Raw genomic sequence first — 23,759 nt, 5'->3', positions numbered from 1 at the left:
TAATTAATTTCAGGGTATGAGAATACCCTGTTCTTTTAAATATTTACTGGTGAAAAACATGTCCTGGTTACTGAAATATTTCTTGTCTCATAACAAGCTTATCTTAACTCAGGAGTAATGATTGATGATTTAATTAAGAAAACAGACGAAGGATGCCCGCAGGGCGGGTTTTTAAGTCCACTACTTAGTAACATTATGCTGGACGAACTGGATAAAGAGCTGGAAAAACGCAATCATAAATTCTGTCGCTATGCTGATGACAACCAGATCTATGTCAGAAGTAGAAAGGCAGCCGAAAGAGTTATGAAAAGTCTAACTGCATTTATTGAAAAGAAACTGAAACTTAAAGTTAATACAACAAAAAGTGCAGTCGGCAGACCCTGGAGAAGAAAATTTCTGGGGTTTTCATTTTATCGGACAAAAGATGAAGTGAGGGTTAGAGTCCACCCGAAATCAATCAAGAAAATTAAAGCAAAGATAAAAGAACTCACATCAAGAAGCAAGCCCTGGACGATGAAATATCGTTTTAAGAAACTAAAACAGACAATCACGGGCTGGGTCAGCTATTATAAAATAGCTGATATGAAAAGCAAGATGAGAGACTTAGACCAGTGGACCAGACGACGAATAAGAATGTGCTACTGGAAACGGTGGAAAAAGGTCAAAACCCGCTTTAGGATGCTCAGGAAATTAGGTATTAAAAAGCCCAAAGCGTGGGAATATGCCAACACAAGAAAAGTCTACTGGAGAATATCCAATAGCCAAATACTTGCAAGAACCTTTACCAACCAGTTGTTAAAGAAACTGGGATACTTTAGTTTTACGGAAAGATATGCATAAGTAATTAATTCTTAATGAACCGCCCAGTACCGAACGATATGCTGTGGTGGTGTGAGAGGACGGGGAATAAATTAATTATTTCCCTCCTACTCGATTGCTAATTTTAAGCTATAGCTTTTAGTCCTTCTTCCCCAGTGCTTATTTTAACGGAGTTTTCTATATCACTGACATAAATCTTACCGTCACCACTCTCACCAGTCTGAACCGTGTTTTTAATTGCTTCTACGTATTTATCAACTTCGGTATAATTAATAACGAATTCTATCCTCATCATCGGGGTAAATTTTATTTTTAAATCACTATCTGCTAAATCAATTAAATCTTGATTAAAGTTCTTCGCTTCCAGAATATTTAATTCCTTCAGGCCCATAGAATTTAATTTTGTGACCAGTTCATTTAACTTATCAGATCGGATAAAAGCTTCAACTTTTTTCATTTCAACCCCTCCTAAATTAATATTCTGAATATTTCTATATATTTATTATAGTTCAATAAAGAGTAAATGTGAATAGTTTTAAGACCTATTATAATAGTATACAGGGATATTTTTTAATTTACCTAAACTTAACCTTTTAGAAATCTAGATTTAACTTTGCAGTGCTAATATTACAGATAGAGAAAATCATTTTAGTAGATTTCTATTTTCATCAAATCAAAAGGGAGTGAAAAATATTTATGAAAAAAACTGTTTTGTTAGTTCTGGTAAGTCTCTGTTTTATTGTGAGTTTTTCGGCAGCGGCAGAAGAAGTTACAATTGATTTTTGGCATGCAATGGGAGGACATAATCTCGAAGTAGTAAACACATTAGTCGAAGAGTTTAATAGTAGCCATGATCAAGTTGAAGTTAAAGCTCAATATACAGGTTCTTATAATGATACTTTGACTAAAACTCAGTCAGCAGTTCAGACCGGAACTGCACCACATATTATTCAGATTTACGAAATTGGAACACAAATGATGCTGGACAGCGGCATAATTATGCCAATAGAGGATCTGGGCAAAGAGGTAGCGGGAGATAATAGTTTTGACTGGGACAAATTTTTAGTTCCGGTTTCAAATTACTACACAATTGACGGCAAATTGAATTCTATGCCTTTTAACTCATCTACACCAATTTTATATTATGATAGAGATGCTTTTGAAGAAGCGGGCTTAGATCCTAATAGACCTCCTCAGACTTTTGCAGAACTAAAAGAGTATGCACGAAAATTAACAATTAAAAATGACGATGGTACAGTTGAACGCTATGGATTCACCCTGGGAATTGTTGGCTGGTTTGTAGAACAGATGGTTGCAAACCAGGATGCAACTCTGGTTAACAATGATAATGGGCGTAGTGCTAGAGCAACCGCGTCTAATCTAAACGAAGAAGCAGCAGTTCGTTTTGTTAAACTGTGGAAAGAAATGGTTGATGAAGGAATTATGCTTAATCCAGGACGAGGCTGGGATGGAGCAAATCAAGCATTTTCTTCCGGAAGAGCAGCAATGTTAATAGAATCTACTTCTTCAGTGGCCGGATTTACAGAAAATGCTGAGGCAGCAGGTTTTGAATTGGGAACCGGATTTTTACCAAGACCAGCAGCTGCTAATCGCGGTGGAGTGATTATTGGTGGTGCAAGTCTCTGGACAATTGCTGACCATCCAGAAGAGGAATTGAAAGCTACCTGGGAATTCTTAAAGTGGCTTTCAGAAGAAGAACAGCAGGTTTACTGGTTTGAAAACACAGGCTACTTCCCGGTAACCAAAGCGGCAGTTGAAAGAGAAATGAATAATAAGTTTTTTGCTGAAAATCCAAATTATCTAACAGCATTTTTACAGTTACTACTGAGTAAAAAAGCAGTTTCTACTCAGGGAGCACTAATCGGTACTTTCCCTGAAGTTAGACAAATAGTGGAAGAATCAGTTGAAAAAACATTAGAAGGAAATATGACTCCTCAAGCGGCAATGGATGAGGCAGCAGAGAGAGTAAATAAATCACTTAAAGAATATAATCAGCTAAATGAATAAGAATTCATATAGTTGATTATTGACAGCCGTCCCTTCCTGAAAATCAGGAAGGGATATTATTATTGGAGGTGTATTTTTTGCAAAAATTAAATTATCGATCCCATTCACTTGTTCCATATTTACTTCTTTCCCCCACATTTATTGTTTTGTTATTGTTTTTATACTGGCCCAGTATTAATTCAGTGTTTTTAAGCTTATTTAAACAGGCGCCATTTGGACGCAAAAGAATTTTTGTAGGAATCCAGAATTATATAAATTTATTTCAGGATCCAACTTATCTCAATAGTTTGTTGAGATCTACATTTTTTATTATTTTCACCATTACTATTGGGCTGATATTTTCTCTGCTGCTGGCGGTTATTTTGAACCAGAATCTAAAAGGAATAAAATTTTACAGGGTTATATTTTTTATTCCTTATGCAATTTCTCCGACTGTGGCCGGTTCTCTCTGGGTTTTTTTGCTGAATCCGGTAGCAGGCCAGGTTAATTATTTATTAGATCTTGCTTTTAATATTCAGGTTAACTGGTTAACGAATAGTTTTTTTGCATTTCTGGCGATTATTATAGCAACTGTCTGGAAAAATATGGGTTTTAATATAATATTTTTTCTGGCAGGCCTGCAGGCAATACCAGATAGTGTTTATGAGTCTGCAGAGATTGATGGGGCAGGAGCTGTAACTATATTTAAAGATATTACAATTCCCTTATTATCTCCTACGACTTTTTATTTAATTATCATGAATATTATTTTCAGTGTATTTGAAAGCTTTGGAATTGTAGATATTATGACCCAGGGTGGACCCGCTGATTCTACAAATATTGTAATCTATAAATTATATAGAGAAATGTTTATTAATTTCAGGCCGGGAATTGCAGCAGCTCAATCTGTAATCCTATTAGCCCTGGTAATTATAGTGACTATTTTTCATTTTAAATATGGTGCAAATAATGTACATTATCAATAAGAGAAAGGTGATTAAATATGTTTGATTTAAATAGAGGTCCCTATAGTATTTATAAAAAAATAGCACTACACCTAGTCTTGATTTTCATTTCTTTCATTGTCTTAATGCCAATTATTTTCGGCATCAGTGTCAGTATGCAGCCCAGAGCCCAGATATTTTCTTATCCACCATCATTTTTACCTGACAGATTATATTTTGATAATTATATTAAGGCCTGGAACTTAGTCAGCCTTGATAAAATTTTAGTTAATAGTATTCTGGCTTCTTCTGTTGTGATGTTAGGGAAATTGGGGCTGGGAGTTTTAAGTGGTTATGCATTTTCGCATTTTGAGTTTAAATACAAAAAGTTTTTGTTTTTTGCAGTCTTATTTACTTTAATGCTGCCGATGCAGGTGCGGGTAGTTCCTCTGTTTGAGTTTATAAGCCGCCTGGGGCTGGGAAATTCTTTTTCAGGTCTGGTTTTACCGTTTCTGGCAAGTGCCACTACAACTTTTTTGATGCGGCAGCACTTTTTGACTATTCCTAAGTCTATTATGGAATCTGCTCAAATAGATGGCTGTGGACCTTTTCGGTTTTTATTTCAGATTCTCTTACCTTTATCGGGAGCTAATCTTGCTGGACTGGCTGTAGTTAACTTTTTAGTGATGTGGAATGCCTATCTCTGGCCGCTGATTATTATTAATGATGATCAAAAAAAGCTAGCTCAGCAGGGAGTAAAAATGCTTTTTGCCAGTTCTTCAGAACGGGACTGGGGAATTATTATGGCAGGAACTATCATGGTGGTAATTCCAACTCTAATTGTATTTTTACTGGCCCAGAAGTTTTTCGTTAAAGGAATTGCTACCCAGGGTATAAAAGAATAGATATTATTTTATCTTTAAATTCTGGTGAAAGATCTGCTGTTATTCAGTAGATCTTTCTTTTTCTTTAAAAAGCTCTATAAATTCTGTTTTTCCTTCTGCCTCAAGTAAGCTTTTCCTGAAATCATCCTCTCTCAGCCAGCTGACAAGAGTCGAAACTAATTTTAAATATTTAGGTGAATAATCTGGATAATCAGCTACCATAAATATCAGTTTTACTTTTTTTCCATCCAGACTGTGATATTCAATTCCTGGTTTTGATCTGCCAATAGCCAGGGATAATTCGTTAACTGTTTCGCTTTTACCGTGGGGGACCGCAATTTCTCTCCCAAAACCTGTGCTGCCTTCTTTTTCTCTCTCAATTATTTTTGCCAGAAATTTATTCTGGACCTGAATTTTATCCCCTATTTTTAATAAATTAACCATTTCTCTTAAAGTTTCTTCTTTATCACTAGTATTGAGATCAAGATTAATTAAATTCTTCTCTAATAATTTGCTTATTTTCATATTTCTTACCCACCCTTCTATTGCTTAAATTATATAATAATGCTGATAGATAAGTCAATCTAAACTGGCTAAACAAAACCAATAATTTGTTTAAAAAGAATAAAATGGATAATAAGAAGCAATGTATCCCTGGATAATGGGATTAAAAACTTTATTGTAACTGGGCTACTTGACACCTGCCATAAAAAGGATTAGTATTAAAGCAAATTAACATAAAGCTAACAAATTGAGTAGATGAGTAGAAAGGAGAGATGTTTTATGTTAAAGGTAAAAAGTGCAGTAAAAGAGTTTAGTGGATTTAGAGCAGTAGACGAATGTTCTTTTGAAGTAGAAAAGAATACGATTACTGGTTTAATTGGTCCAAATGGAGCTGGCAAAACAACGATGTTCAATTTAATTGCCGGATCTTTAGATCTTGATCAGGGGGAGGTTTATTTTTCTGAGCAGAAAGTAAATAATTTTGCACCGCACCAGATTGCGCGTCTTGGTCTGGCCAGAACTTTTCAGATCCCGAAAACTTTAAAAAAGATGACGGTTATGGAAAATCTAATGCTTGTACCTTCAGGACAGAGTGGAGAAAACCTCTGGAACAGCTGGTTTAATTCGGCAAAAGTAAGTAGAGAAGAAAAGTCAGTTGAGGCTAAAGCTTTTGAGACTTTAGAATTTCTGGAGATGACTCACCTGGCTGATGAGATGGCTGTTAACCTATCGGGTGGACAGAAGAAACTGCTGGAACTTGGAAGAGCATTAATGGCCGATCCAGAATTAATTATGCTGGATGAACCAGGAGCCGGTGTTAATCCGACTTTATTGAATAAAATTGCAGAAAATATTATTAAATTAAAAGAAAGAGGAAAAACTATACTTTTGATTGAGCATAATATGGATTTAATAATGAATATCTGTGATCGAGTTATTGTAATGAATGACGGTAAGCATTTAGTTGAAGGAACTCCGGCTGAAGTTAAGAGCAACCCCCGGGTTTTAGAAGCTTATCTGGGAGAAAAAACGGCTTAAGGAGTGGTCTTATTGTTGAGAATTAATGAAATTTATGCCGGTTATGGTGAAATAGAGATAATCCACGGTATTTCTCTAAATGTTGAACAGGGAGAGATTGTTTCCATTGTGGGGCCCAACGGCTCCGGAAAGTCCACTCTTTTAAAATCTATTTTTTCTCTAGTTGATATTATGGGCGGAGAAATTAATTATCTGGGCAGTGATTTAACAGCTACAGCAACTGACCAGATGATAAAAAAAGGACTTTCTTTTGTACCACAGACTGACAATATTTTTCCAACTTTAACCGTGGAAGAAAATCTGGAACTGGGTGCTTATGTATCAACAAAGAAGCTCAGCGACAGGTTTGATTTAATTTATAATCTGTTTCCACCGCTAATTGAGAAGAGAAAGAAAAAAGCAGGTACTTTAAGTGGTGGGCAGAGACAGATGGTGGCTTTTGGCAGAGCTCTGGTAATGGAGCCCAAACTGCTGCTCTTAGATGAACCAACAGCCGGACTGGCACCGATGTTTATCGATTTAATTTTAGAAAAAGTTGAAGAAATTAATAAAACAGGAGTTTCAATTTTAATGGTAGAACAAAATGCAAAAAAAGCTTTAGCAATGTCAGATAGAGGTTATGTGCTGGCTGCTGGTGAAAAAAAATACGAAGATAGTGGGCGAGGCTTACTTGAGAATAAAGAAGTAGCGCAGCTCTTTTTGGGAGGATAAGTCTATGGTCTTACAGTTGTTTTTGAATGGAGTAATACTCGGATCAATTATAGCACTGGGTGCAATTGGATTATCATTAATTTATGGGATTTTGAAGTTTGGACATTTTGCACATGGTGATTTAATGACACTCGGTGCTTATTTTGCTTTTTTATTTAAGGTACAGCTGGGCCTGCCATTTTGGCTGGCTTTTGTTTTAGCAGCATTATTAACTGCGGGTACAGCAATCCTTTTAAATCTTATCTTATACAGACATTTAAAGAAAAGAGATTCGGTAATTGTAATGATTTCTTCTGTCGGAGCTGCTTTGATCATTAGAAATCTGGTTTTATTATTCTGGGGTCCGCAGAATCAATTTTATGAGAAAGCTATTCAGATGCCGATTGTTCTGGCTGGAGGGCTGCTGAGAATTAAAGAAAATCAGATCATAATTTTAGTTCTGGCTCTGACCCTGGTTATTGCAGTTCACTTATTTTTAAGTAAAACCAAAATGGGTAAAGCCATGCGGGCAATGTCAGACAACATTGATCTGGCTCAGATAACTGGGATTAATACAGAAAAAGTAATTATCTGGACCTGGGCAATGAGCGGTGTGCTGACTGCAGCGGCAGGTATTTTACTTGCTTTTGATACCCATCTGACCCCGGTAATGGGCTGGAATTTACTGCTGCCATTATTTGCGGCGGTTATTCTGGGAGGAATTGGCAGTCCCTATGGGGCAATGTTTGGGGGGCTGGTAATTGGTATTTCTCAGGAAATGTCAACTCTGATAATTTCCGCAGCCTACAAGCCGGCAGTTGCCTTTACAATTATGATCTTAATGTTAATTATTAGACCTTCTGGTTTAATGGGAAAGAAGGTGTAAATAGATGACTTTTGCAGGTGTTTTTTCATATCTAGTTTTCTTTTTGATTTTTGCTGGTATTTATGCAGTGATGACTATGGCTTTGAATATGCAGCGTGGTTTTGCGGGGCTTTTTAATATCGGGATTGCTGGTTTCTGGGCAGTTGGCTCCTATACTTCAGCAATTATGACCAAAGGGCCCTCACCTGATCACCTGGGTGGTTTTGGAATGCCCTTTATTATCGGGCTGCTGGCTGCAGGGCTGATATCGGCTCTGGTGGCACTGCTGGTAGGAATTCCAACAATTCGACTGCGGGAAGACTATCTGGGAATAGCAACAATTGGTATTGCCGAAATAATCAGACTGGTAATCAAAAATGAAGCCTGGTTGAGTAATGGTGTTAGAGGTATTTCAGCAATCCCAAAACCGATGGCTGGTAGTTTTGGTTCAAACTATAATTTGTTTTTTCTATTAATTGTAGTTTTAATTATCGCCCTCTTTTATTATCTCAGCGAAAAAGGGATTAACTCTCCCTGGGGTAGAATCTTGAGAGCGATTAGAGAAGACGAAGAGGTAGTTAAAGCTGTGGGTAAAAATGTAGTTCGCTACCGGATGGAGGCTTTTATCCTTGGTGCTTTTATGATGGGAGTTGGGGGTGCCCTTTACGCCCATTTTACTTCCTTTATTTCACCGGAGGCTTTTAGACCGATGCAGGCCACCTTTTTAGTCTGGATAATGCTGATTATTGGTGGTAGTGCTAATAACTTTGGCTCGATTGTCGGTGCTTTTTTGACCTGGGGAATCTGGACAGGAACTGAATTTTTAACAGGAATGCTGCCTGCTGCTTACACAACTCAGGCCGCTGCTATCAGAGTAATCCTGATTGGAGTATTTTTAGAATTAATTTTACTGAATCGACCTCAGGGTTTATTTGGAGAAAAGAAATACAGCAGTGCTTCGACAACAGCTGATGGTTAAATTTTCGTTAATTCAGGTTATAAAAATTACAGCACTAAAGAAAGAAAATATTAAAATATGAGTCTGAAATTTACTCTTAGCTGAGTATTTTTAAATATAACAAGTAGAGAGAATAAGAGGAGGAAAAATAATGTTTAAAAAGAAAATCTTGATTACAATGCTGTTAATGTTGTTTCTGTCTCTGACTGTTAGCGGGGCCCTGGCTCAGGAAACTGTTAAAATTGGTACTTTAATGCCGCTTACTGGTGGACTTGCTTCTTATGGGCAGTTTACCCGTAATGGTACCCTGCTGGCTCAAAAAATTATTAACGAACAGGGCGGTCTGCTGGGGGGAAGAGAGCTGGAGTTAGTTAATGTTGACACCCAGACAAATCCCCAGGCAGGAGTTGATGGGGCCCAGAAGTTAGTTTCTGTAAATGGGATCAATGCCATAGTAGGTGCTTTATCAAGTGGTGTTACAATCCCTGTTGCTGAGAGTGTTACGGTTCCCGGTGAGGTAGTTTTGATCTCTCCTGCTTCTACCTCACCAGTACTGACTAATTTAGATGACGATGGATTTGTATTTAGAACAGTACCTTCTGATAGTTTACAGGGGGTAGTTGCCGGTAATCTGGCCGCAGACTTAAATCATGATTCACTGGCAGTAATTTATGTGAATAATGACTATGGTCAGGGTTTAAATGATGCAGTAGTTGAGCAGTTCGAAGAAAGAGGTGGAGAGGTAACTGCCTCAATTGCTTTTGAACCAAACAAAGTTTCCTATAGAAGTGAACTGATGGAAGCTGCTGAAGACAATCCGGATGCTTTATTATTAATTGCCTACACTGATGATGGTGGAATCACAATTATCAGACAGGCTTTAGAAAATGGTTTTTTTGATGAATTTATCTTTACAGATGGTTTAAAAGCACCTGAAATTACAGAGGGTGTTGAACAGTATCTGGAAGGAATGCGTGGTACAGCACCAACTTCCATGCCTGGTGGAGAGGGTCCAGAGTTATTTACCGAGCTTTATGAAGAAGAATTTGGCGAAATTCCACCTAAACCATATATTGATACCAGTTTTGATGCCACCTTTGTCCTGGCTCTGGCAATTGAAAAAGCTGGAAGTACAGAAGGTCCGGCCATTAGAGATGCTATTAATGAAGTCTTAGCTGAAGACGGAATGGTAGTTAATATCAATGAATGGAATAAAGCTAAAGACTTAATTGAAGCTGGAGAGAAAATTCGCTATGAGGGTGCTTCCGGTCCTGTACTCTTTAATGATGTTGGAGACAGTATGGGAGCTATTGGTATCTGGAAGATTGAAGATGGAGATATTGTCAATGAAAGTGTTGAAGTACAGTAATTTAATAACTCATTTAAAACTGAGTTGCTAAATACTATACAGTAAGTTCAGAAAAGATCCCGGCCATTTAAGGTTGGGGTCTTTTTCTAACTGGGGAGGTGTTTATTGTGCCGAAAACTAAACTGACAGATATCACTTTTAGAAATTTGCCGCTGCTTGACCTGGCAGCTCTTAAGAGCACAGAAGCTGAGATAATTAAAATAATGACAGAAATGGGAATAGAAGAAGTCGAAATAGGCTCAGCAGCTTTAACAGAAGAATTTAGAGCTGGGAGTATCTCTGAAAAAAATAAGAAAATTGCAGCAAAGAAAAGGCTGAAATTTCGCAGCTGGAACAGGCCCTTAATTTCTGATCTACAAAAATCATGGCAGGCAGAAGTAGATACTGCAGTTATTTCTGTTTCATTAAAAAATTTACAGTTCAGACGGCTAGTTTATAAGAAGTCGGCAGATCTATTATTGACTGATTTAAAGAGAAGCATCTATTATGCTCAGGAAAAGGGTCTGGAAATAGTAGTCGAGTTCCAAAACGCTTCTGCAGTCAATTTGAACTTAATCCTGGAGCTTGCTGATTTTTGCCGTACAAGGGGAGTTAATAGATTTTCCTATCAGGAAGCAGAAACTGTAATTGAGCCGCTAAAATTTAAGCAAAGAATAGAGGCTATTATCAGCACCGCTGATTTTGAACTGGAAGTAAACTGCAGTAATGTCTTCCAGACAGCAGCTGCAGCATCACTGGCAGCTTATAAAGCTGGTGCTCAAGGCATTTGTGCCAGTTTTAATGGTTTTAGCAAAAAACCTTACCGGAGAACAGCGCTAGAAGAAATTATGATGATCTTAAAAAAGATTGAAGCTCTAGACAGCAAATATAAAACAGAAAAACTCTTTGAGTTAAGTCGGCTAATGGCAGAGTATTTAAACGATTTTCCGGCTGTTAATAAAGCAGTAATTGGAAAAGATATTTTTAAGCACGAATCTGGTATTCATGTAGCTGGTATCTTGAAAAATCCCACTACATATGAAGCATTTTCTCCAGCAGAAGTCGGGTTGAAACGGGAAATTATAATTGGAAAACACTCCGGGAAAAAAGCAGTGATCGCAAAGTATAGAGAATTTGGTCTTTATTTGAGCCTTAAAGAAGCTGAACTGAAATTAAAAAAGATTAAAAGAAAATCTACCGAGTTAAAAAGAGCTTTAACAGAAAATGAATTAAAAGATATCTGACCTGGATAGCAGTTTTTGCTAATCCAGGTTTTTTTGTATCCAGCTATAAATGACACCTTCATGTTATATATTTAGCTTATATACAATTATACACTTGAAAATACCAATTATGATGTTATACTTTAGATAATAAATTTAAAACCTAACATAAATGAGCAGAAATATAAAAAAACTCATTCTCTACCGTGATTTAAATTTATAATTCAATAAGGTTATAAATATTCGAATAAATTTCGAATGTCTATAATATAATATCAAACTCTAGGAGGAAAAAAAATGAAAGAAGAATTGAGACAGGTAGCGATTTATGGAAAAGGTGGTATTGGAAAATCAACTACAACTCAGAATTTAACCTCGTCACTGGCAGAGATGGGAAAGGAAATCATGGTGGTTGGATGTGATCCCAAAGCTGATTCAACCAGAATGCTGCTGGGGGGTATGGACCAGCAGACAGTTCTGGATACTTTAAGAGAAGAGGGACAGGATATTGAGCTGGATGATATCTTAAAGCGCGGTAAAGATTTTGAAAATATTCGCTGTGTAGAATCTGGGGGACCTGAGCCTGGTGTAGGCTGTGCTGGTCGTGGTATTATAACCTCAATTAACATGCTGGAGAGTTTAGGAGCCTATACTGATGAACTTGACTATGTATTTTACGATGTTCTGGGTGATGTTGTCTGTGGTGGTTTTGCAATGCCGATCAGAGAGGGTAAAGCACAGGAAATATATATAGTAGCAAGTGGAGAGTTAATGGCACTTTATGCAGCAAATAATATCTGTAAAGGTATTAAAAGATATGCTGAATCCGGGGGAGTAAGACTGGGAGGAATTATCTGCAACAGCCGTCAGGTTGATGGTGAGCTGGAACTGCTGGAATCTTTTGCTAAAAAACTTGGCAGTCAGCTAATTCACTTTGTACCCCGGGACAATATTGTGCAGAGAGCTGAGATTAACAGAAAAGTTGTTATTGCCTATGACCCGGAATCAGATCAGGCCCAGGAATACAGGAATTTAGCAAAGGCAATTGATGACAATGAACTCTTTGTAATTCCAGATCCAATGGAGCAGGATGAGTTAGAACAGTTAATGATGGACTTTGGTATTTTAGAGGTGTAGTTTTAGAAGCTGACTGAGTTAATCTTTATTTGAATTTAACTATTTTAAAAAGTACTAAATTAGCAGTGAGTAAGCGAGTAGCAGATTAAGAGAGCGAGAAGGGATGATATAAGTGAAATTATTGCAGGCGATTATCAGACCGGAAAAAAGTTCAACGGTTCTTTCTGAATTAAAAGAGGCGGGTTTTCCGGCGGTAACTAAAATGGATGTTGCAGGAAGAGGTAAACAGCGAGGAGTTAAAGTTGGTAATATTCATTATGATGAACTACCAAAAGAACTTTTAATGATGGTTTTAGAAGATGAAGATAAAGATGATGTAATTAAGATAATAATGAAAACTGTTAGAAGTGGTAAAGAGGGCAGCTATGGAGATGGTAAAATATTCGTCAGTGATGTTGAGGAAGCAAATACCATCAGCTCAAACAGTAAGGGCTTATAAAAATATTAATTGAAAATTAGAGAAGTCAAAAATATATTAACTATATGGATTCTTGTGGAGGTGAAAGATATGAAAGAGATCATGGCTGTAATTAGAATGAATAAAATTAACCAGACAAAAAAAGCTCTGGCGGTTCAGGGTTTTAATTCTCTAACCTGTGTAAAAGTTACTGGCAGGGGTAAAAAGAAAGTTAATTATGAGCTTATAGAAAAAATGCTTGAGGGAGAAGAAGAGATAATTAAATCCAAAGAAGTGACAGAATCGATTACTGAGGGTCATCGTCTGATACCAAAGAGACTGGTCATGACTGTAGTAAAAGATGAAGATGCTGAAAAAGTAGTTGAGACAATAATTGATGTAAATGAAACCGGAAATCCAGGAGATGGTAAGATTTTTATTTTACCGCTTGAAGATGCCTTTAGAGTAAGAACAGGTGAAAGCGGTAAAGCAGCAATATAGAAAAGAGGTGAAGATAATGAAAAATAATAATGCGGGGATTGAAGATGTTTTAGATGAAGTATTACAGTCATATCCCGCTAAATCAATGAAAAATAGAAAAGAACACATTCTGGTAAAAGAAAAGAAAAAAGGGAAGCATAAAATTAAAGCTAATACAAGAACTATTCCAGGAATAATTACCAATCGGGGTTGTGCTTATGCCGGTTGTCGAGGAGTTGTTTTGGGACCATTAAAAGATGTAGTTCAACTTGTACATGGACCAATTGGGTGTAGTTATTATGCCTGGGGAATGAGAAGACACCAGGGAATGGCAGCTGAGGGCGGCAAAAACTTTATTAATTACACTTTTTCTACAGATATGCAGGATTCTGATGTTGTTTTTGGAGGAGAAAGAAAACTAAAAGAAGCGATTAAAGAAGCAGTAGAAATTTTTAATCCTTCAACAATTATGATTACAGCTACCTGTCCTGTAGGTTTGATTGGTGATGATATTAATAGTATAGCCAGACAGGCAGAAGAAGAGTATGGAATTAAAGTCATGGCATTTAATTGTGAAGGTTATAAAGGTGTAAGCCAGTCAGCAGGTCATCATATTGCAAATAATAATATTATGTCTGATCTAGTTGGTATAGAAGATAAGGAACTTGAACATAAATATCCAATTAACCTGATGGGTGAATATAACATTGGGGGAGATGCTTTCGAGATAGAAAGAATTTTAGATAAAATTGGTTATGATATTGTAGCTTCATTTTCTGGTAATGGTACAGCAGATCAGATTAAGTATTCCCACGAAGCTGATCTTAATTTGGTACAGTGTCACCGTTCAATTAACTATATTGCAGAAATGTTTGAAGAGAAATATGGTATTCCCTGGTTAAAGGTTAACTTTTTAGGTGTGGATGCTACTATCAAATCTCTGCGTAATATGGCTGAATACTTTGATGATCCCGAGTTAAAAGAAAGAACAGAGAAAGTAATAGCTGAAGAGCTGGCTCAAATAGACGGACCACTCAACAGATATAAGGAGCTTTTTGAAGGTAAAACAGCTTTTCTCTTTGTTGGAGGTTCTAGAGCTCATCATTATCAAAATGTATTTAAGAGAATTGGAATTGAAACAGTTGTAGCTGGATATGAATTTGGTCATCGTGATGATTATGAAGGAAGAGAAGTAATTCCTGATATTGAAATGACAGCAGATGATCGTAATATTCCAGAACTTGAAGTTACAAAAGATGATAAAAAGTATAAAATGAGGATTTCAGAAACTAAAAAGAAAGAATTGCAGCAGAAAATGCCTCTTGATTATTATGAAGGTATGATTAAAGAAATGGAAGACGGAAGTATTGTTATTGATGATTTAAACCATCATGAACATATTAAATTAACCGAAGCTTTAGAACCGGATATTTTCTGTTCTGGAATTAAGGATAAATATACTTCTCATAAAATGGGTATTTTTTCAAAACAGCTGCATAGTTATGATTACAGTGGTCCTTATGCAGGATTTAAAGGACACCTTCAGTTTGCAGAAGATATTGCAGCTGGAATTCTCAATCCCAGCTGGAGTTATATTAATCCACCCTGGAAAGATAATGTAGAATTAAAAGGCACAATAGGAGGTGTCAAATAATGCAGGACTTAGTACCAGAAGAATATAAAGAACGTAATTCACTTGTTATAAATCCGGTAAAAACCTGTCAGCCCATTGGAGCAATGTATGCAGCTTTAGGCATCCACGGAGCTCTGCCGCACAGTCATGGTTCACAGGGATGCTGTTCTTATCACAGAATGCACTTAACTAAACATTTTAGAGAACCTGTTGTTGCTTCATCCAGTTCATTTACAGAAGGAGCCTCAGTATTTGGTGGTCGGGCTAATCTTGAGACAGCTTTAAAAAACATATTTGCTGTCTATGATCCTGAAGTTGTAGCGATTAATACAACCTGTTTATCAGAAACAATTGGTGATGATATTGGATCAATCATTAATGGATATGATGTTCCAGAAGGAAAGACAATTATCCATGCCAGTACACCAAGTTATGTTGGTTCCCATATTTCTGGGTTTTCAAATATGGTTAAGGCAATGATTAAACAGCTTTCAGAAAAGAATAAAGATGCTAAGACAAACAATAAATTAAATTTAATACCTGGATTTGTCGATCCCGGAGATATCCGCGAGATTAAGAGAATATTAGAAGCTATGGATATCGACTACATTTTATTTCCGGATCAGAGTGATGTACTTGATACACCTTTGGATGGCAACTATGATATGTATCCAGAAGGGGGAGTTACCATTCCAGAATTAAATGACACAGGTAATTCACAGGCTACTATTGCACTGGGAGAATTTGCTTCTTCAGATCCTGCTTTTGAATTGGAAAAAAAGCATGATGTAAAACCATATACTTTAAAATCACCGGTGGGCATTAAAGCAACAGACGAATTCTTAATGCAGCTGATGAAACTAACTGGAAAAGAGGTTCCTGCAGAAATAGAGAAAGAAAGAGGACAGCTGGTTGATATTATTGCAGATACTCATCATCAGTTCCATGGTAAAAAAGTAGCTATTTATGGGGACCCTGATATAGTAATTTCTTTAACTGAATTTGTTTTAAGTCTGGGAATGAGACCTGCTCATGTATTAACAGGTACTCCGGACAATAAGTTTGAAAAAATAGTCGAAGAAATGATGGAAGATGCAGACTGGGATTATAATATAACTGCAGGAGGAGACTTATTCCAGCTTCATCAGTGGATTAAAAATGATCCTGTAGATTTAATGCTTGGTAACTCCTATGGTAAATTAGTTGCCAAACAGGAAGACATTCCCCTTGTAAGAGTTGGATTCCCTATTCTGGATAGAACAGTACACTCATATTTACCAACAGTTGGTTATAAAGGGGCTATGCTGCTTCTGGAAAAAATCAGTGGTGCTTTACTTGATAGAAGAGATAGAGATACTGACATTCAATTGACAGAGTTTGTACTTTAACTAACAGCTGTCTTTATTGGAGTTCATTGTAAATTAATTCATAACTTCATTTTTAACTAAAATATTAAATTGAAGTTAAAATATTTAACCCATCTGTTTTTTTAGGAATATCATCAGTAGAGAGTAGTGTTAGGTAATGATAATTTGCTTTAAACAGATGGGTTATTTTTTCATTTTGGAGGTGAAAAAATGAAGAGTCCAAAGAGTAATGAAGCTCTTGCGGAGAGAAAAGATTTTATTATGACCAAAGGAGATAATAAGGGAAATATTAAGTGTGATCAACATAGTTTGGCTGGTGCAGTTAGTCAGAGAGCCTGTGTATATTCAGGAGCTAGAGTTGTATTAAATCCAGTAAAAGACGCTTATCACCTTGTTCATGGTCCAATTGGATGTGCCAGCTATACCTGGGATATTCGAGGAAGTTTAACTTCAGGGGCTGATTTTTTTCGCAGCAGTTTTTCTACTGACTTAAGAGAAAAAGATATTGTTTTTGGTGGGGAAGCGAAACTAGAAATTGTTATAGAAGAATTAATGGAGAAAGAACAGTATAAGCCAGAAGTAATTTTTATATATTCAACCTGTGTAGTTGGAGTTATAGGTGATGATTTAAAAGCTGTAGCTAGAAAAGCAGAAGAAAAATATGGGGTTAGAGTGATTCCTGTCGAATCTTCAGGTTTTGCTGGTACAAAATCAAAAGGATATAAAGCTGCTTGTGAGGCATTATTAAATTTAATGAGTGATTTTAAGGCTGAAAGTAATAGAGTAGATAGTAATAAAAAAGCCGCAGATAGAAAAAATAAAATCAAAGAAATAAGTGATAGAAGTGAAGATTATACTGGTATGAATACAAAAGAAAAAATTAGGGTTTTGCAGAAAAAATTAAGATATATTAATTCTCTACAGACTGGAAAAGCAATAGATGATTTTAAGAATAAAAAAATTAAAGAACAGGTTGAAAAAGGAAAGTATAGAAAAAAAATTAATTTGCTTGGAGATTATAATCTGGCAGCTGAAGGCTGGATAATAGAAAATTATTTAAATGAAGTAGGAATAGAACTTGTAGCCAGATTTACTGGTGATTCAAGTATAAAAGATATTCGCAGAGCACCAACTGCTGAGTTAAATATAGTTCAGTGTGCTGGTTCGATGAAATATTTAGCTAAAAGGATGCAGCAAGAATTTGGAATACCATTTTTAGAGATATCATTTTTAGGACTTCAGGATAGTCTAGATTCTCTGCGAAAGATAGCTCGATTTTTAGATGATCAGATAATTATTAATAAAGTTGAAAAGTTAATTGCCCGAAGATTGCCAGATACTGAAGCAAAGTTAAAAATATATAAAAACTATCTGGCTGGGAAAAAAGCCGCAATTTATGTTGGAGGTGCTTTTAAGGCAATTTCTCTTGTTAAACAGTTCAATGATTTAGGAATTAAAACTGTTATGGTAGGTACTCAAAATGGTAAGGAATCGGACTATGAAGAGTTAAAAGAGTTAACTGATTCTGGAACTATTATTTTAGATGATGCTAATCCATCTGAATTGGAAGTTTTTATGCGTGAAAAAGGAGCAGATGTTTTAGTAGGTGGAGTAAAAGATAGGGCTCTGGCCTATAAAATGGGAATTGCTTTTTTTGATCATAATCATGAACGCAAACATCCGCTTGTAGGTTTTGAAGGAGTTGTTAATCTGGCTCAGGAACTGGATTTGACAATTAACAGTCCGATTTGGAAGGCAATCAGGAGTGGTATAGATGAGTAATTTAAAAAGATTAAATGTAAATCCCTGTAAGATGTGTATGCCTATAGGAGCTGCTATTGCTTTTAAAGGTATAGAAGAGAGTATGCTTTTAATGCACGGTTCTCAGGGATGCAGTACTTATATGAGAAGACATATGTCAACACATTATGAAGAGCCAATAGATATCGCATCTTCTTCAATTGATGAGGAGGGGACTGTTTATGGAGGAGAAGAAAATTTAAGGCAAGGTTTAAAAAACCTAATTAAATTATACTCTCCTAAAGTTATAGGAGTGGTAACTACCTGTCTTGCAGAAACTATTGGTGAAGATATTAACAGAATAGTAGTAGACTTTAAAAAGAAAAATGATGTTAAAGATATTTCTATAATAACTGTATCAACACCTGGTTATGGAGGTTCTCAATTTGAAGGTTATTATCTTACATTAAGAAAAATTATAGAACAGCTAGCAGAAAGTTCAGGCTACAAAAGTTCTAAAGTAAATGTTATTGCAGCAAGCTTGAGTCCAGCAGAGATTAGGGAAATTAAGAAGATTTTAGATTTATTTGATCTTGAATATACAATGCTGCCAGATATTTCAAGAACTTTGGCTGTTCCTTTTACAGAAGATTATAGTAAAATTCCTCCAGGTGGAACTACAGTTTCCGAAATTAAAAAAATGGGGGATGCAGACTTTACAATTGAGTTTGGAGATTTAGTTGACAGCAGTTTGTCGACTGCTGTATATCTTAAAAATGAATTTGAGATACCTGCTTATAGACTTCCGATTCCAATTGGACTTAAAAACACAGATAAATTTATTAATATTCTGGCAGAAATATCCGGCAAAAAAATTCCTCAAAGTTTAAAAGAAGAAAGAGGCAGACTAATAGATACGATGATTGACTCTCATAAGTATAATGGAGAAGGTAGAGCAGCTATTTTTGGTGATCCAGAAATGATTTATGCAGTAAGTTCTATCTGTCAGGAAAATGGAATCGATCCAGTTATTATGGCTACTGGAACTGATTTAGATATTTTTGAGAAGAAATTAAAGGAATTAACTGCAGAAACCAGGGTAAATAATCTAATTTTTAGCGACACTGATTTTGAAGAAATCAGAAATTATGTTAATGAATATGACATTAATATTATGATAGGAAACTCAGATGGCGCATTTATAGAAGAAAAAGACGGAGTTCCTCTAATTAGAGTTGGATTTCCAATTCACGATAGAGTAGGTGCTTCAAGACAGCAAAATATAGGTTATCAGGGTTCTAATAATTTTCTTGATCAGATAACTAATCAGCTGCTGGCATTAAAGCATAATAATTACCGAAAAGATCTATATAAAGAGTATTATCAGTCTAATAATGACAAAAAAACTTCCCAAAAGCCTGAAGAATTAAAAGTAGGTGAGAAATAATGGCTTTGAATACTAAAATTAAAAGCAGAGATGAAATTATAAAGGCAAAAGTTGATGCTTTAAAAGCAAAAGAGATAGAAAATAAAACGAAAACTCACCCCTGTTACAGTAAATTTGCTCATAATTATGCCAGAATGCATATCCCAATAGCATCAAAGTGTAATATTAGCTGTAATTACTGTAACCGGAAGTATGACTGTTTACATGAGACAAGACCAGGGGTAACAAGTAAGTTGTTGTCACCTTATGAAGCACTGGAACGATTTAGAATGGTCAGAAATAAAGTTGATAATCTGAGTGTTGTTGGAGTTGCTGGCCCTGGAGATGCTCTGGCAAGTTTTGAGGAAACTAGAGAGTCTATAGAGTTAATTAAAGCCGAAGATTCTGAACTAACTTTTTGCCTTTCAACAAATGGTTTGAGTTTACCTTCATATCAGGAGGAAATAGTTAAACTAGGGGTCAGTCATGTTACAATAACCATTAATGCTGTAGATCCTGAGATTGGTGCAGAAATATATGAGAAGGTTAATTATCAGGGTCAAAAATTAACTGGGATTGAGGGAGCAAAAGTTCTACTAAAAAACCAGCTATCCGGTCTAAAATATCTGGCCCAGAACGGAGTACTTTGTAAAGTTAATATTGTTTTGATCAAAGGGATAAATAATTATCATATAGAAGAGGTTGTAAAAACTGTAAAAGAGGCTGGAGCTTTTATGACAAATATTATGCCTTTGATTCCAGTAGAAAATACACCTTTTGAAAACAATCCGCTGACAAGTAAGGTTGAACTTGATTATTTAAGAAATAAATGTGAAGATAATTTAAAACAAATGTATCACTGCCAGCAGTGTCGTTCTGATGCTGTTGGATGCTTAAAAAAAGATAGATCATTAGAATTTAAAGAGAAAGAAGATGGGCTGCAAACTGAGACTAAAGAGAGTCAGATTCCAAAAACACTTGAAGGAAACTATTATCTAAAAAAAGAAGAAAGACTTTTTGCTGCAGCATCTCAAGATGGAGAGATAGTAAATCTTCACTTTGGTCATGCAGAAGAGTTCTATATTTATAAAGTTAAAGGTAGTTCCATTGAATTTGTAGAAAAGAGGAATGTCAAGCAATATTGTATTGATAAAGAATGTGATGATAAAGAAGATAGAATAGGTAATATTATTAACACTATCTCTGATTGTGAAGCAGTCCTTTCAGTCCGAATTGGAACTGTGCCTAAAAGAAAGCTTTTAAGAAATAATATCAAAGCTATTATGGTTTATGATAAAATTGAGGCAGCGATTAGATTTGCACTTGGAGAAATGTATTCTGCAAACACAGGCTGATTTTAGATTCAAAACCCAAAAAATAGCCTAAAATAATTATATAAGTTAAATAATAATATTAAGGAGAAATAATAATGAACAAACCCAAGAAACACATATTTGTCTGCAGTAGTTCTAGAATTAACGGTCAACAGCGAGGTTTTTGTGAAAAAAAAGATTCTATCAGGTTAATACAAAATTTGATGAGAGAAGTTCAAGAACAGGGCATAAGTTCTGAGGTAATAATTACAAATACCGGCTGTTTGGGGATCTGTAATCAAGGTCCAATAGTAATTATTTATCCTGATGCTGTCTGGTATGGAAGTGTTACTCCAGATGATGCTGAAGAAATAGTTAAATCTCATATTTTAAATGATAAAATAGTAGATAGGTTAGAAATATAAATTATATTTTTGGTGAGCTGATTTTATGATAAAATTAAAGAGAAGTAAAATAATTTCTTTGTTTATGTTTATCCTATTAATTTTAATTTTTTTTAGTTTTTCAATCAGAGCTGAAGAAAAAATAAGGGTGATGGCTGCAGCAAGTTTAACAGAAATGTTTACAGAACTTGCTGAAGCATATGAGAGTGAGAGTGGTGTTGAAGTAGAATGTAATTTTGCTGGTAGCCAGGCTTTATACAGTCAAATAATAATGGGAGTTGGAGCAGATATATTTGCTTCTGCAAATGTAAAATATATGGACCAACTTGAAGAGAAAGAGATAGTTGAAGACCCAAAAATATTTGCTAAAAATAAACTGATAGCTGCTGTTAATAAGGAAAGTGGTCTTAATAAGTTTAGTGAGCTTGCATTAGAAAAAGTTAAACTAGTAATAGCTGATGAATCAGTTCCTGTTGGATCATATACTATTAAAATGTTAAACAAAGAAAAAGATAATTCTCAGTTAGAGAGTGATTTTAAAGAAAAATTCATGAATAATGTAGTATCTAAAGAGGTTGATGTTAAAAGTGTTGTTAACAAGATTTATTTAGGTGAAGTTGATGCAGGTATAGTCTATCAAACTGATATAACTCCAAAAACCTCAGAAAAACTGAAGGTTATAGAAATAGAGGATAGCTATAATGTTATTGCATCTTATCCAATAGCAGTTTTAAATTTTTCTGCTAATAAAAAAGAAGCTCAAGACTTTATTGAATACATTTATTCTGATGCAGGAGGTAAAATTTTAGATAAATACAGATTTGTAAGAGTAGGTAGTGATTAAAATGGAAAATAATATAGGACCCAAACAAAATACGGAAGCTATTTCTCCAGACATTATTCTGGAGAATAGTTTTTTAGACTACTTTCGTAATTATTTAGATCTAGATTTAACCCAAATGATTTTGTTCTTTTTAGCGGGGGTAAATGTAGTCTTTGTAATATTAATTATAGCCTCTTTATTTTTAAGCACTTCTATTGAGGGATTGGTTACTACAGTAAATAATATAAATACTCTGATGGCAATAAAAGTGTCAATTCTTTCGATTCTAATATCAATTACGATTACAGTTTTAGTTGGAGTGCCATTTAGTTATGTTGTAAGTCAGAATAGAAGTAGGATCAACAAAGTAGTTAATATGTTTATCAAACTGCCGCTTGTTATGCCTCCAACTGTAGCCGGACTGGCTCTCTTGCTTACTTTTGGTAATCGGGGTATTTTAAGTGATATTATTAATACGCTAAATCTTAATCTGCCCTTCACTTTTACAGCTCTGGTTATTGTACAGGTTTTTGTAATGCTGCCTCTCTTTACTCAATCATTGAAAAATGGTTTTGAAGCGATAGACGAGGAAGTAAAAGAAGCAGCAATGGTTTTTGGAGCAGAAGAAAAGGATATCTTATTTAAAATCTACCTTCCTTTAAGTATTAAACCATTACTAACGGGTATTATTATGTCCTGTCTTCGAGCAGCAGGTGAATTTGGAGCAACTATGATGTTTGCTGGTAATCTATCTGGAAAAACACAGACGCTTTCAACGGCTATTTATATAATGGCTCAAAAAGACTTGAGCCAATCAATTGCTTTGGCTGTTGTTTTAATAGTTACTTTTTCTTTACCTTTAATCATATTAGAGTTGAAATTGAAATAAATTCAATTTAAAATAAACTTGTTAAATAATAATCTAAGGAAGGAATTATTTTGGAATGAGAAAAATCAAATTTGTTGATACAACACTCCGGGATGGTGAGCAGACTCCTGGAGTTGTTTTTTCTAAAAAAGAAAAAATACTGCTGGCCAAAAATATTGACCGCTTAAATATTAGTATAATTGAGGTTGGAATTCCTGCAGTAGGAGAATTAGAAAGAGAAATAATTAGGAAGATAATCGATTTAAATCTTAAGACAGAGATATTGGTGTGGAACAGAATGAAGATAGAGGATATTAAACTATCCTTAAATTGTAAGGCTAAAAATATTCATCTTTCAGCGCCTGTCTCAAATATTCAGTTAGAGCTAAAACTGAAAAAAGAAAAATCAAAGCTGCTGGCTGAAATGGCAGAAGTAGTAAAGTATGCAAAATCCGCAGGATGCATGGTTTCTATTGGGGCAGAAGATGCTTCAAGAGCAGAAAAAGATTTCCTTCATCAGTATCTTGAAACAGCAGAAAATGCCGGTGCTGATAGGTTTAGGTATGCTGATACAGTTGGGATTTTGGATCCTTTTACTAGTTATAAAAGCTTAAAAGAATTAAGAAATAAAACGGAGCTTGCACTGGAGTTTCATGCCCATAATGATTTTGGAATGGCTGTAGCTAATTCTTTAGCTGCTTATCGGGCAGGAGTTGATTATATTAGTACAACCATTGGCGGAATTGGAGAGAGAGCTGGGAATACGGATTTCAAAAAAATTGTTGATGCTTATAATTATTTCTATGGTGATGAGTTTAAAGTTGATACAAATATTTATCAGGAAGTTTTTCAAATCCTGCAGAATGCACTTTAATTTAACTATTAAATTAA

23 protein-coding genes and 1 pseudogene are annotated in these 23,759 nt (G+C 35.3%); 22 read left to right on the top strand and 2 right to left on the bottom strand.

Features of this window, described 5'->3' with window-relative positions; translation table 11 throughout:
• Positions 1 to 99: 99 nt before the first annotated feature.
• Positions 100 to 840, top strand: a pseudogene (locus tag C8C76_RS07035) (group II intron maturase-specific domain-containing protein); the annotation flags it as partial.
• A 103-nt stretch (positions 841 to 943) separates the two neighbouring features.
• On the opposite strand, the gene C8C76_RS07030 reads toward C8C76_RS07035, so the two are convergent.
• Positions 944 to 1,276 (bottom strand): P-II family nitrogen regulator, encoded by a 333-nt coding sequence (locus tag C8C76_RS07030; RefSeq protein ID WP_108140012.1) that lies wholly within the window; start codon positions 1,274 to 1,276, stop codon positions 944 to 946.
• A 239-nt stretch (positions 1,277 to 1,515) separates the two neighbouring features.
• Here C8C76_RS07030 and C8C76_RS07025 point away from each other — a divergent pair, with 239 nt between their 5' ends.
• From C8C76_RS07025 to C8C76_RS07015, 3 genes are all read left to right on the top strand, one after another.
• Positions 1,516 to 2,847 carry an ABC transporter substrate-binding protein gene (locus C8C76_RS07025; RefSeq protein ID WP_108140010.1) on the top strand — a complete coding sequence of 444 codons (1,332 nt, stop codon included), beginning with the start codon at positions 1,516 to 1,518 and terminating at the stop codon, positions 2,845 to 2,847.
• A gap of 77 nt (positions 2,848 to 2,924) precedes the next feature.
• Positions 2,925 to 3,812: a carbohydrate ABC transporter permease gene (locus C8C76_RS07020; RefSeq protein WP_108140008.1), complete on the top strand. Its 888-nt coding sequence runs from the start codon at positions 2,925 to 2,927 to the stop codon at positions 3,810 to 3,812.
• A gap of 17 nt (positions 3,813 to 3,829) precedes the next feature.
• On the top strand, positions 3,830 to 4,675 hold the full coding sequence (locus tag C8C76_RS07015) for a carbohydrate ABC transporter permease (RefSeq protein ID WP_108140006.1): 846 nt from the start codon (positions 3,830 to 3,832) through the stop codon (positions 4,673 to 4,675).
• 39 nt (positions 4,676 to 4,714) lie between these two features.
• Here C8C76_RS07015 and C8C76_RS07010 read toward each other — a convergent pair whose 3' ends face one another.
• Positions 4,715 to 5,179: a PTS sugar transporter subunit IIA gene (locus tag C8C76_RS07010; RefSeq protein WP_108140004.1), complete on the bottom strand. Its 465-nt coding sequence runs from the start codon at positions 5,177 to 5,179 to the stop codon at positions 4,715 to 4,717.
• A gap of 258 nt (positions 5,180 to 5,437) precedes the next feature.
• Here C8C76_RS07010 and C8C76_RS07005 point away from each other — a divergent pair, with 258 nt between their 5' ends.
• From C8C76_RS07005 to C8C76_RS06920, 18 genes are all read left to right on the top strand, one after another.
• A complete protein-coding gene (locus tag C8C76_RS07005) occupies positions 5,438 to 6,196 on the top strand; it encodes an ABC transporter ATP-binding protein (RefSeq protein WP_108140002.1) in 759 nt (252 codons plus the stop codon).
• 3 nt (positions 6,197 to 6,199) lie between these two features.
• Complete coding sequence (locus C8C76_RS07000; RefSeq protein ID WP_108140000.1) at positions 6,200 to 6,907, top strand: ABC transporter ATP-binding protein; 708 nt, start codon at positions 6,200 to 6,202, stop codon at positions 6,905 to 6,907.
• Between the two features lie 4 nt (positions 6,908 to 6,911).
• On the top strand, positions 6,912 to 7,772 hold the full coding sequence (locus tag C8C76_RS06995) for a branched-chain amino acid ABC transporter permease (RefSeq protein ID WP_108139998.1): 861 nt from the start codon (positions 6,912 to 6,914) through the stop codon (positions 7,770 to 7,772).
• Positions 7,773 to 7,776: 4 nt separating this feature from the next.
• Complete coding sequence (locus C8C76_RS06990; protein WP_108139996.1) at positions 7,777 to 8,730, top strand: branched-chain amino acid ABC transporter permease; 954 nt, start codon at positions 7,777 to 7,779, stop codon at positions 8,728 to 8,730.
• Positions 8,731 to 8,860: 130 nt separating this feature from the next.
• A complete protein-coding gene (locus C8C76_RS06985) occupies positions 8,861 to 10,078 on the top strand; it encodes an ABC transporter substrate-binding protein (RefSeq protein WP_108139994.1) in 1,218 nt (405 codons plus the stop codon).
• A gap of 107 nt (positions 10,079 to 10,185) precedes the next feature.
• Positions 10,186 to 11,301, top strand: a complete 1,116-nt coding sequence (locus C8C76_RS06980) for a homocitrate synthase/isopropylmalate synthase family protein (RefSeq protein WP_108139992.1) — start codon at positions 10,186 to 10,188, stop codon at positions 11,299 to 11,301.
• 288 nt (positions 11,302 to 11,589) lie between these two features.
• On the top strand, positions 11,590 to 12,417 hold the full coding sequence (gene nifH, locus C8C76_RS06975) for a nitrogenase iron protein (RefSeq protein ID WP_108140022.1): 828 nt from the start codon (positions 11,590 to 11,592) through the stop codon (positions 12,415 to 12,417).
• A gap of 112 nt (positions 12,418 to 12,529) precedes the next feature.
• Positions 12,530 to 12,856: a P-II family nitrogen regulator gene (locus C8C76_RS06970; protein ID WP_108139990.1), complete on the top strand. Its 327-nt coding sequence runs from the start codon at positions 12,530 to 12,532 to the stop codon at positions 12,854 to 12,856.
• Between the two features lie 69 nt (positions 12,857 to 12,925).
• Positions 12,926 to 13,315 carry a P-II family nitrogen regulator gene (locus tag C8C76_RS06965; protein WP_108139988.1) on the top strand — a complete coding sequence of 130 codons (390 nt, stop codon included), beginning with the start codon at positions 12,926 to 12,928 and terminating at the stop codon, positions 13,313 to 13,315.
• A 16-nt stretch (positions 13,316 to 13,331) separates the two neighbouring features.
• Complete coding sequence (gene nifD / locus C8C76_RS06960) at positions 13,332 to 14,948, top strand: nitrogenase molybdenum-iron protein alpha chain (RefSeq protein WP_108139986.1); 1,617 nt, start codon at positions 13,332 to 13,334, stop codon at positions 14,946 to 14,948.
• Positions 14,948 to 16,315, top strand: coding sequence for a nitrogenase molybdenum-iron protein subunit beta (nifK, locus tag C8C76_RS06955; RefSeq protein WP_108139984.1), 1,368 nt, complete (start codon positions 14,948 to 14,950; stop codon positions 16,313 to 16,315). Before nifD ends, nifK begins: the two co-directional genes overlap by 1 nt.
• Before the next feature lie 189 nt (positions 16,316 to 16,504).
• Positions 16,505 to 18,076: a nitrogenase component 1 gene (locus C8C76_RS06950; RefSeq protein ID WP_108139982.1), complete on the top strand. Its 1,572-nt coding sequence runs from the start codon at positions 16,505 to 16,507 to the stop codon at positions 18,074 to 18,076.
• Positions 18,069 to 19,481 carry a nitrogenase iron-molybdenum cofactor biosynthesis protein NifN gene (gene nifN, locus C8C76_RS06945; protein WP_108139980.1) on the top strand — a complete coding sequence of 471 codons (1,413 nt, stop codon included), beginning with the start codon at positions 18,069 to 18,071 and terminating at the stop codon, positions 19,479 to 19,481. The genes C8C76_RS06950 and nifN overlap by 8 nt, the downstream gene beginning before the upstream one ends.
• Entirely contained in the window at positions 19,481 to 20,815 is a 1,335-nt protein-coding gene (gene nifB, locus C8C76_RS06940; protein WP_108139978.1) for a nitrogenase cofactor biosynthesis protein NifB, read from the top strand. The genes nifN and nifB overlap by 1 nt, the downstream gene beginning before the upstream one ends.
• Before the next feature lie 74 nt (positions 20,816 to 20,889).
• Positions 20,890 to 21,198, top strand: a complete 309-nt coding sequence (locus C8C76_RS06935) for a 2Fe-2S ferredoxin (protein ID WP_108139976.1) — start codon at positions 20,890 to 20,892, stop codon at positions 21,196 to 21,198.
• A gap of 25 nt (positions 21,199 to 21,223) precedes the next feature.
• A complete protein-coding gene (gene modA, locus C8C76_RS06930; RefSeq protein ID WP_108139974.1) occupies positions 21,224 to 22,021 on the top strand; it encodes a molybdate ABC transporter substrate-binding protein in 798 nt (265 codons plus the stop codon).
• Between the two features lies 1 nt (position 22,022).
• Positions 22,023 to 22,889 (top strand): molybdate ABC transporter permease subunit, encoded by an 867-nt coding sequence (locus C8C76_RS06925; protein WP_108139972.1) that lies wholly within the window; start codon positions 22,023 to 22,025, stop codon positions 22,887 to 22,889.
• A gap of 55 nt (positions 22,890 to 22,944) precedes the next feature.
• Positions 22,945 to 23,742: a homocitrate synthase gene (locus tag C8C76_RS06920; protein WP_108139970.1), complete on the top strand. Its 798-nt coding sequence runs from the start codon at positions 22,945 to 22,947 to the stop codon at positions 23,740 to 23,742.
• Positions 23,743 to 23,759 lie beyond the last annotated feature (17 nt).

Source organism: Halanaerobium saccharolyticum (genome assembly GCF_003053565.1).
Taxonomy (GTDB): Bacteria; Bacillota; Halanaerobiia; order Halanaerobiales; family Halanaerobiaceae; genus Halanaerobium; species Halanaerobium saccharolyticum_B.
This window is presented reverse-complemented; position numbering and strand designations above follow the sequence as displayed.

Bases quoted from the DNA above. Each gene is read 5' to 3' on its own strand.
- C8C76_RS07030 (WP_108140012.1), bottom strand. From the start codon at position 1,276: ATGAAAAAAGTTGAAGCTTTTATCCGATCTGATAAGTTAAATGAACTG.
- C8C76_RS07025 (WP_108140010.1), top strand. From the start codon at position 1,516: ATGAAAAAAACTGTTTTGTTAGTTCTGGTAAGTCTCTGTTTTATTGTG.
- C8C76_RS07015 (WP_108140006.1), top strand. From the start codon at position 3,830: ATGTTTGATTTAAATAGAGGTCCCTATAGTATTTATAAAAAAATAGCA.
- C8C76_RS07010 (WP_108140004.1), bottom strand. From the start codon at position 5,179: ATGAAAATAAGCAAATTATTAGAGAAGAATTTAATTAATCTTGATCTC.
- C8C76_RS07005 (WP_108140002.1), top strand. From the start codon at position 5,438: ATGTTAAAGGTAAAAAGTGCAGTAAAAGAGTTTAGTGGATTTAGAGCA.
- C8C76_RS06995 (WP_108139998.1), top strand. From the start codon at position 6,912: ATGGTCTTACAGTTGTTTTTGAATGGAGTAATACTCGGATCAATTATA.
- C8C76_RS06990 (WP_108139996.1), top strand. From the start codon at position 7,777: ATGACTTTTGCAGGTGTTTTTTCATATCTAGTTTTCTTTTTGATTTTT.
- C8C76_RS06985 (WP_108139994.1), top strand. From the start codon at position 8,861: ATGTTTAAAAAGAAAATCTTGATTACAATGCTGTTAATGTTGTTTCTG.
- C8C76_RS06965 (WP_108139988.1), top strand. From the start codon at position 12,926: ATGAAAGAGATCATGGCTGTAATTAGAATGAATAAAATTAACCAGACA.
- nifD (WP_108139986.1), top strand. From the start codon at position 13,332: ATGAAAAATAATAATGCGGGGATTGAAGATGTTTTAGATGAAGTATTA.
- nifK (WP_108139984.1), top strand. From the start codon at position 14,948: ATGCAGGACTTAGTACCAGAAGAATATAAAGAACGTAATTCACTTGTT.
- C8C76_RS06950 (WP_108139982.1), top strand. From the start codon at position 16,505: ATGAAGAGTCCAAAGAGTAATGAAGCTCTTGCGGAGAGAAAAGATTTT.
- nifN (WP_108139980.1), top strand. From the start codon at position 18,069: ATGAGTAATTTAAAAAGATTAAATGTAAATCCCTGTAAGATGTGTATG.
- nifB (WP_108139978.1), top strand. From the start codon at position 19,481: ATGGCTTTGAATACTAAAATTAAAAGCAGAGATGAAATTATAAAGGCA.
- C8C76_RS06935 (WP_108139976.1), top strand. From the start codon at position 20,890: ATGAACAAACCCAAGAAACACATATTTGTCTGCAGTAGTTCTAGAATT.
- modA (WP_108139974.1), top strand. From the start codon at position 21,224: ATGATAAAATTAAAGAGAAGTAAAATAATTTCTTTGTTTATGTTTATC.
- C8C76_RS06925 (WP_108139972.1), top strand. From the start codon at position 22,023: ATGGAAAATAATATAGGACCCAAACAAAATACGGAAGCTATTTCTCCA.
- C8C76_RS06920 (WP_108139970.1), top strand. From the start codon at position 22,945: ATGAGAAAAATCAAATTTGTTGATACAACACTCCGGGATGGTGAGCAG.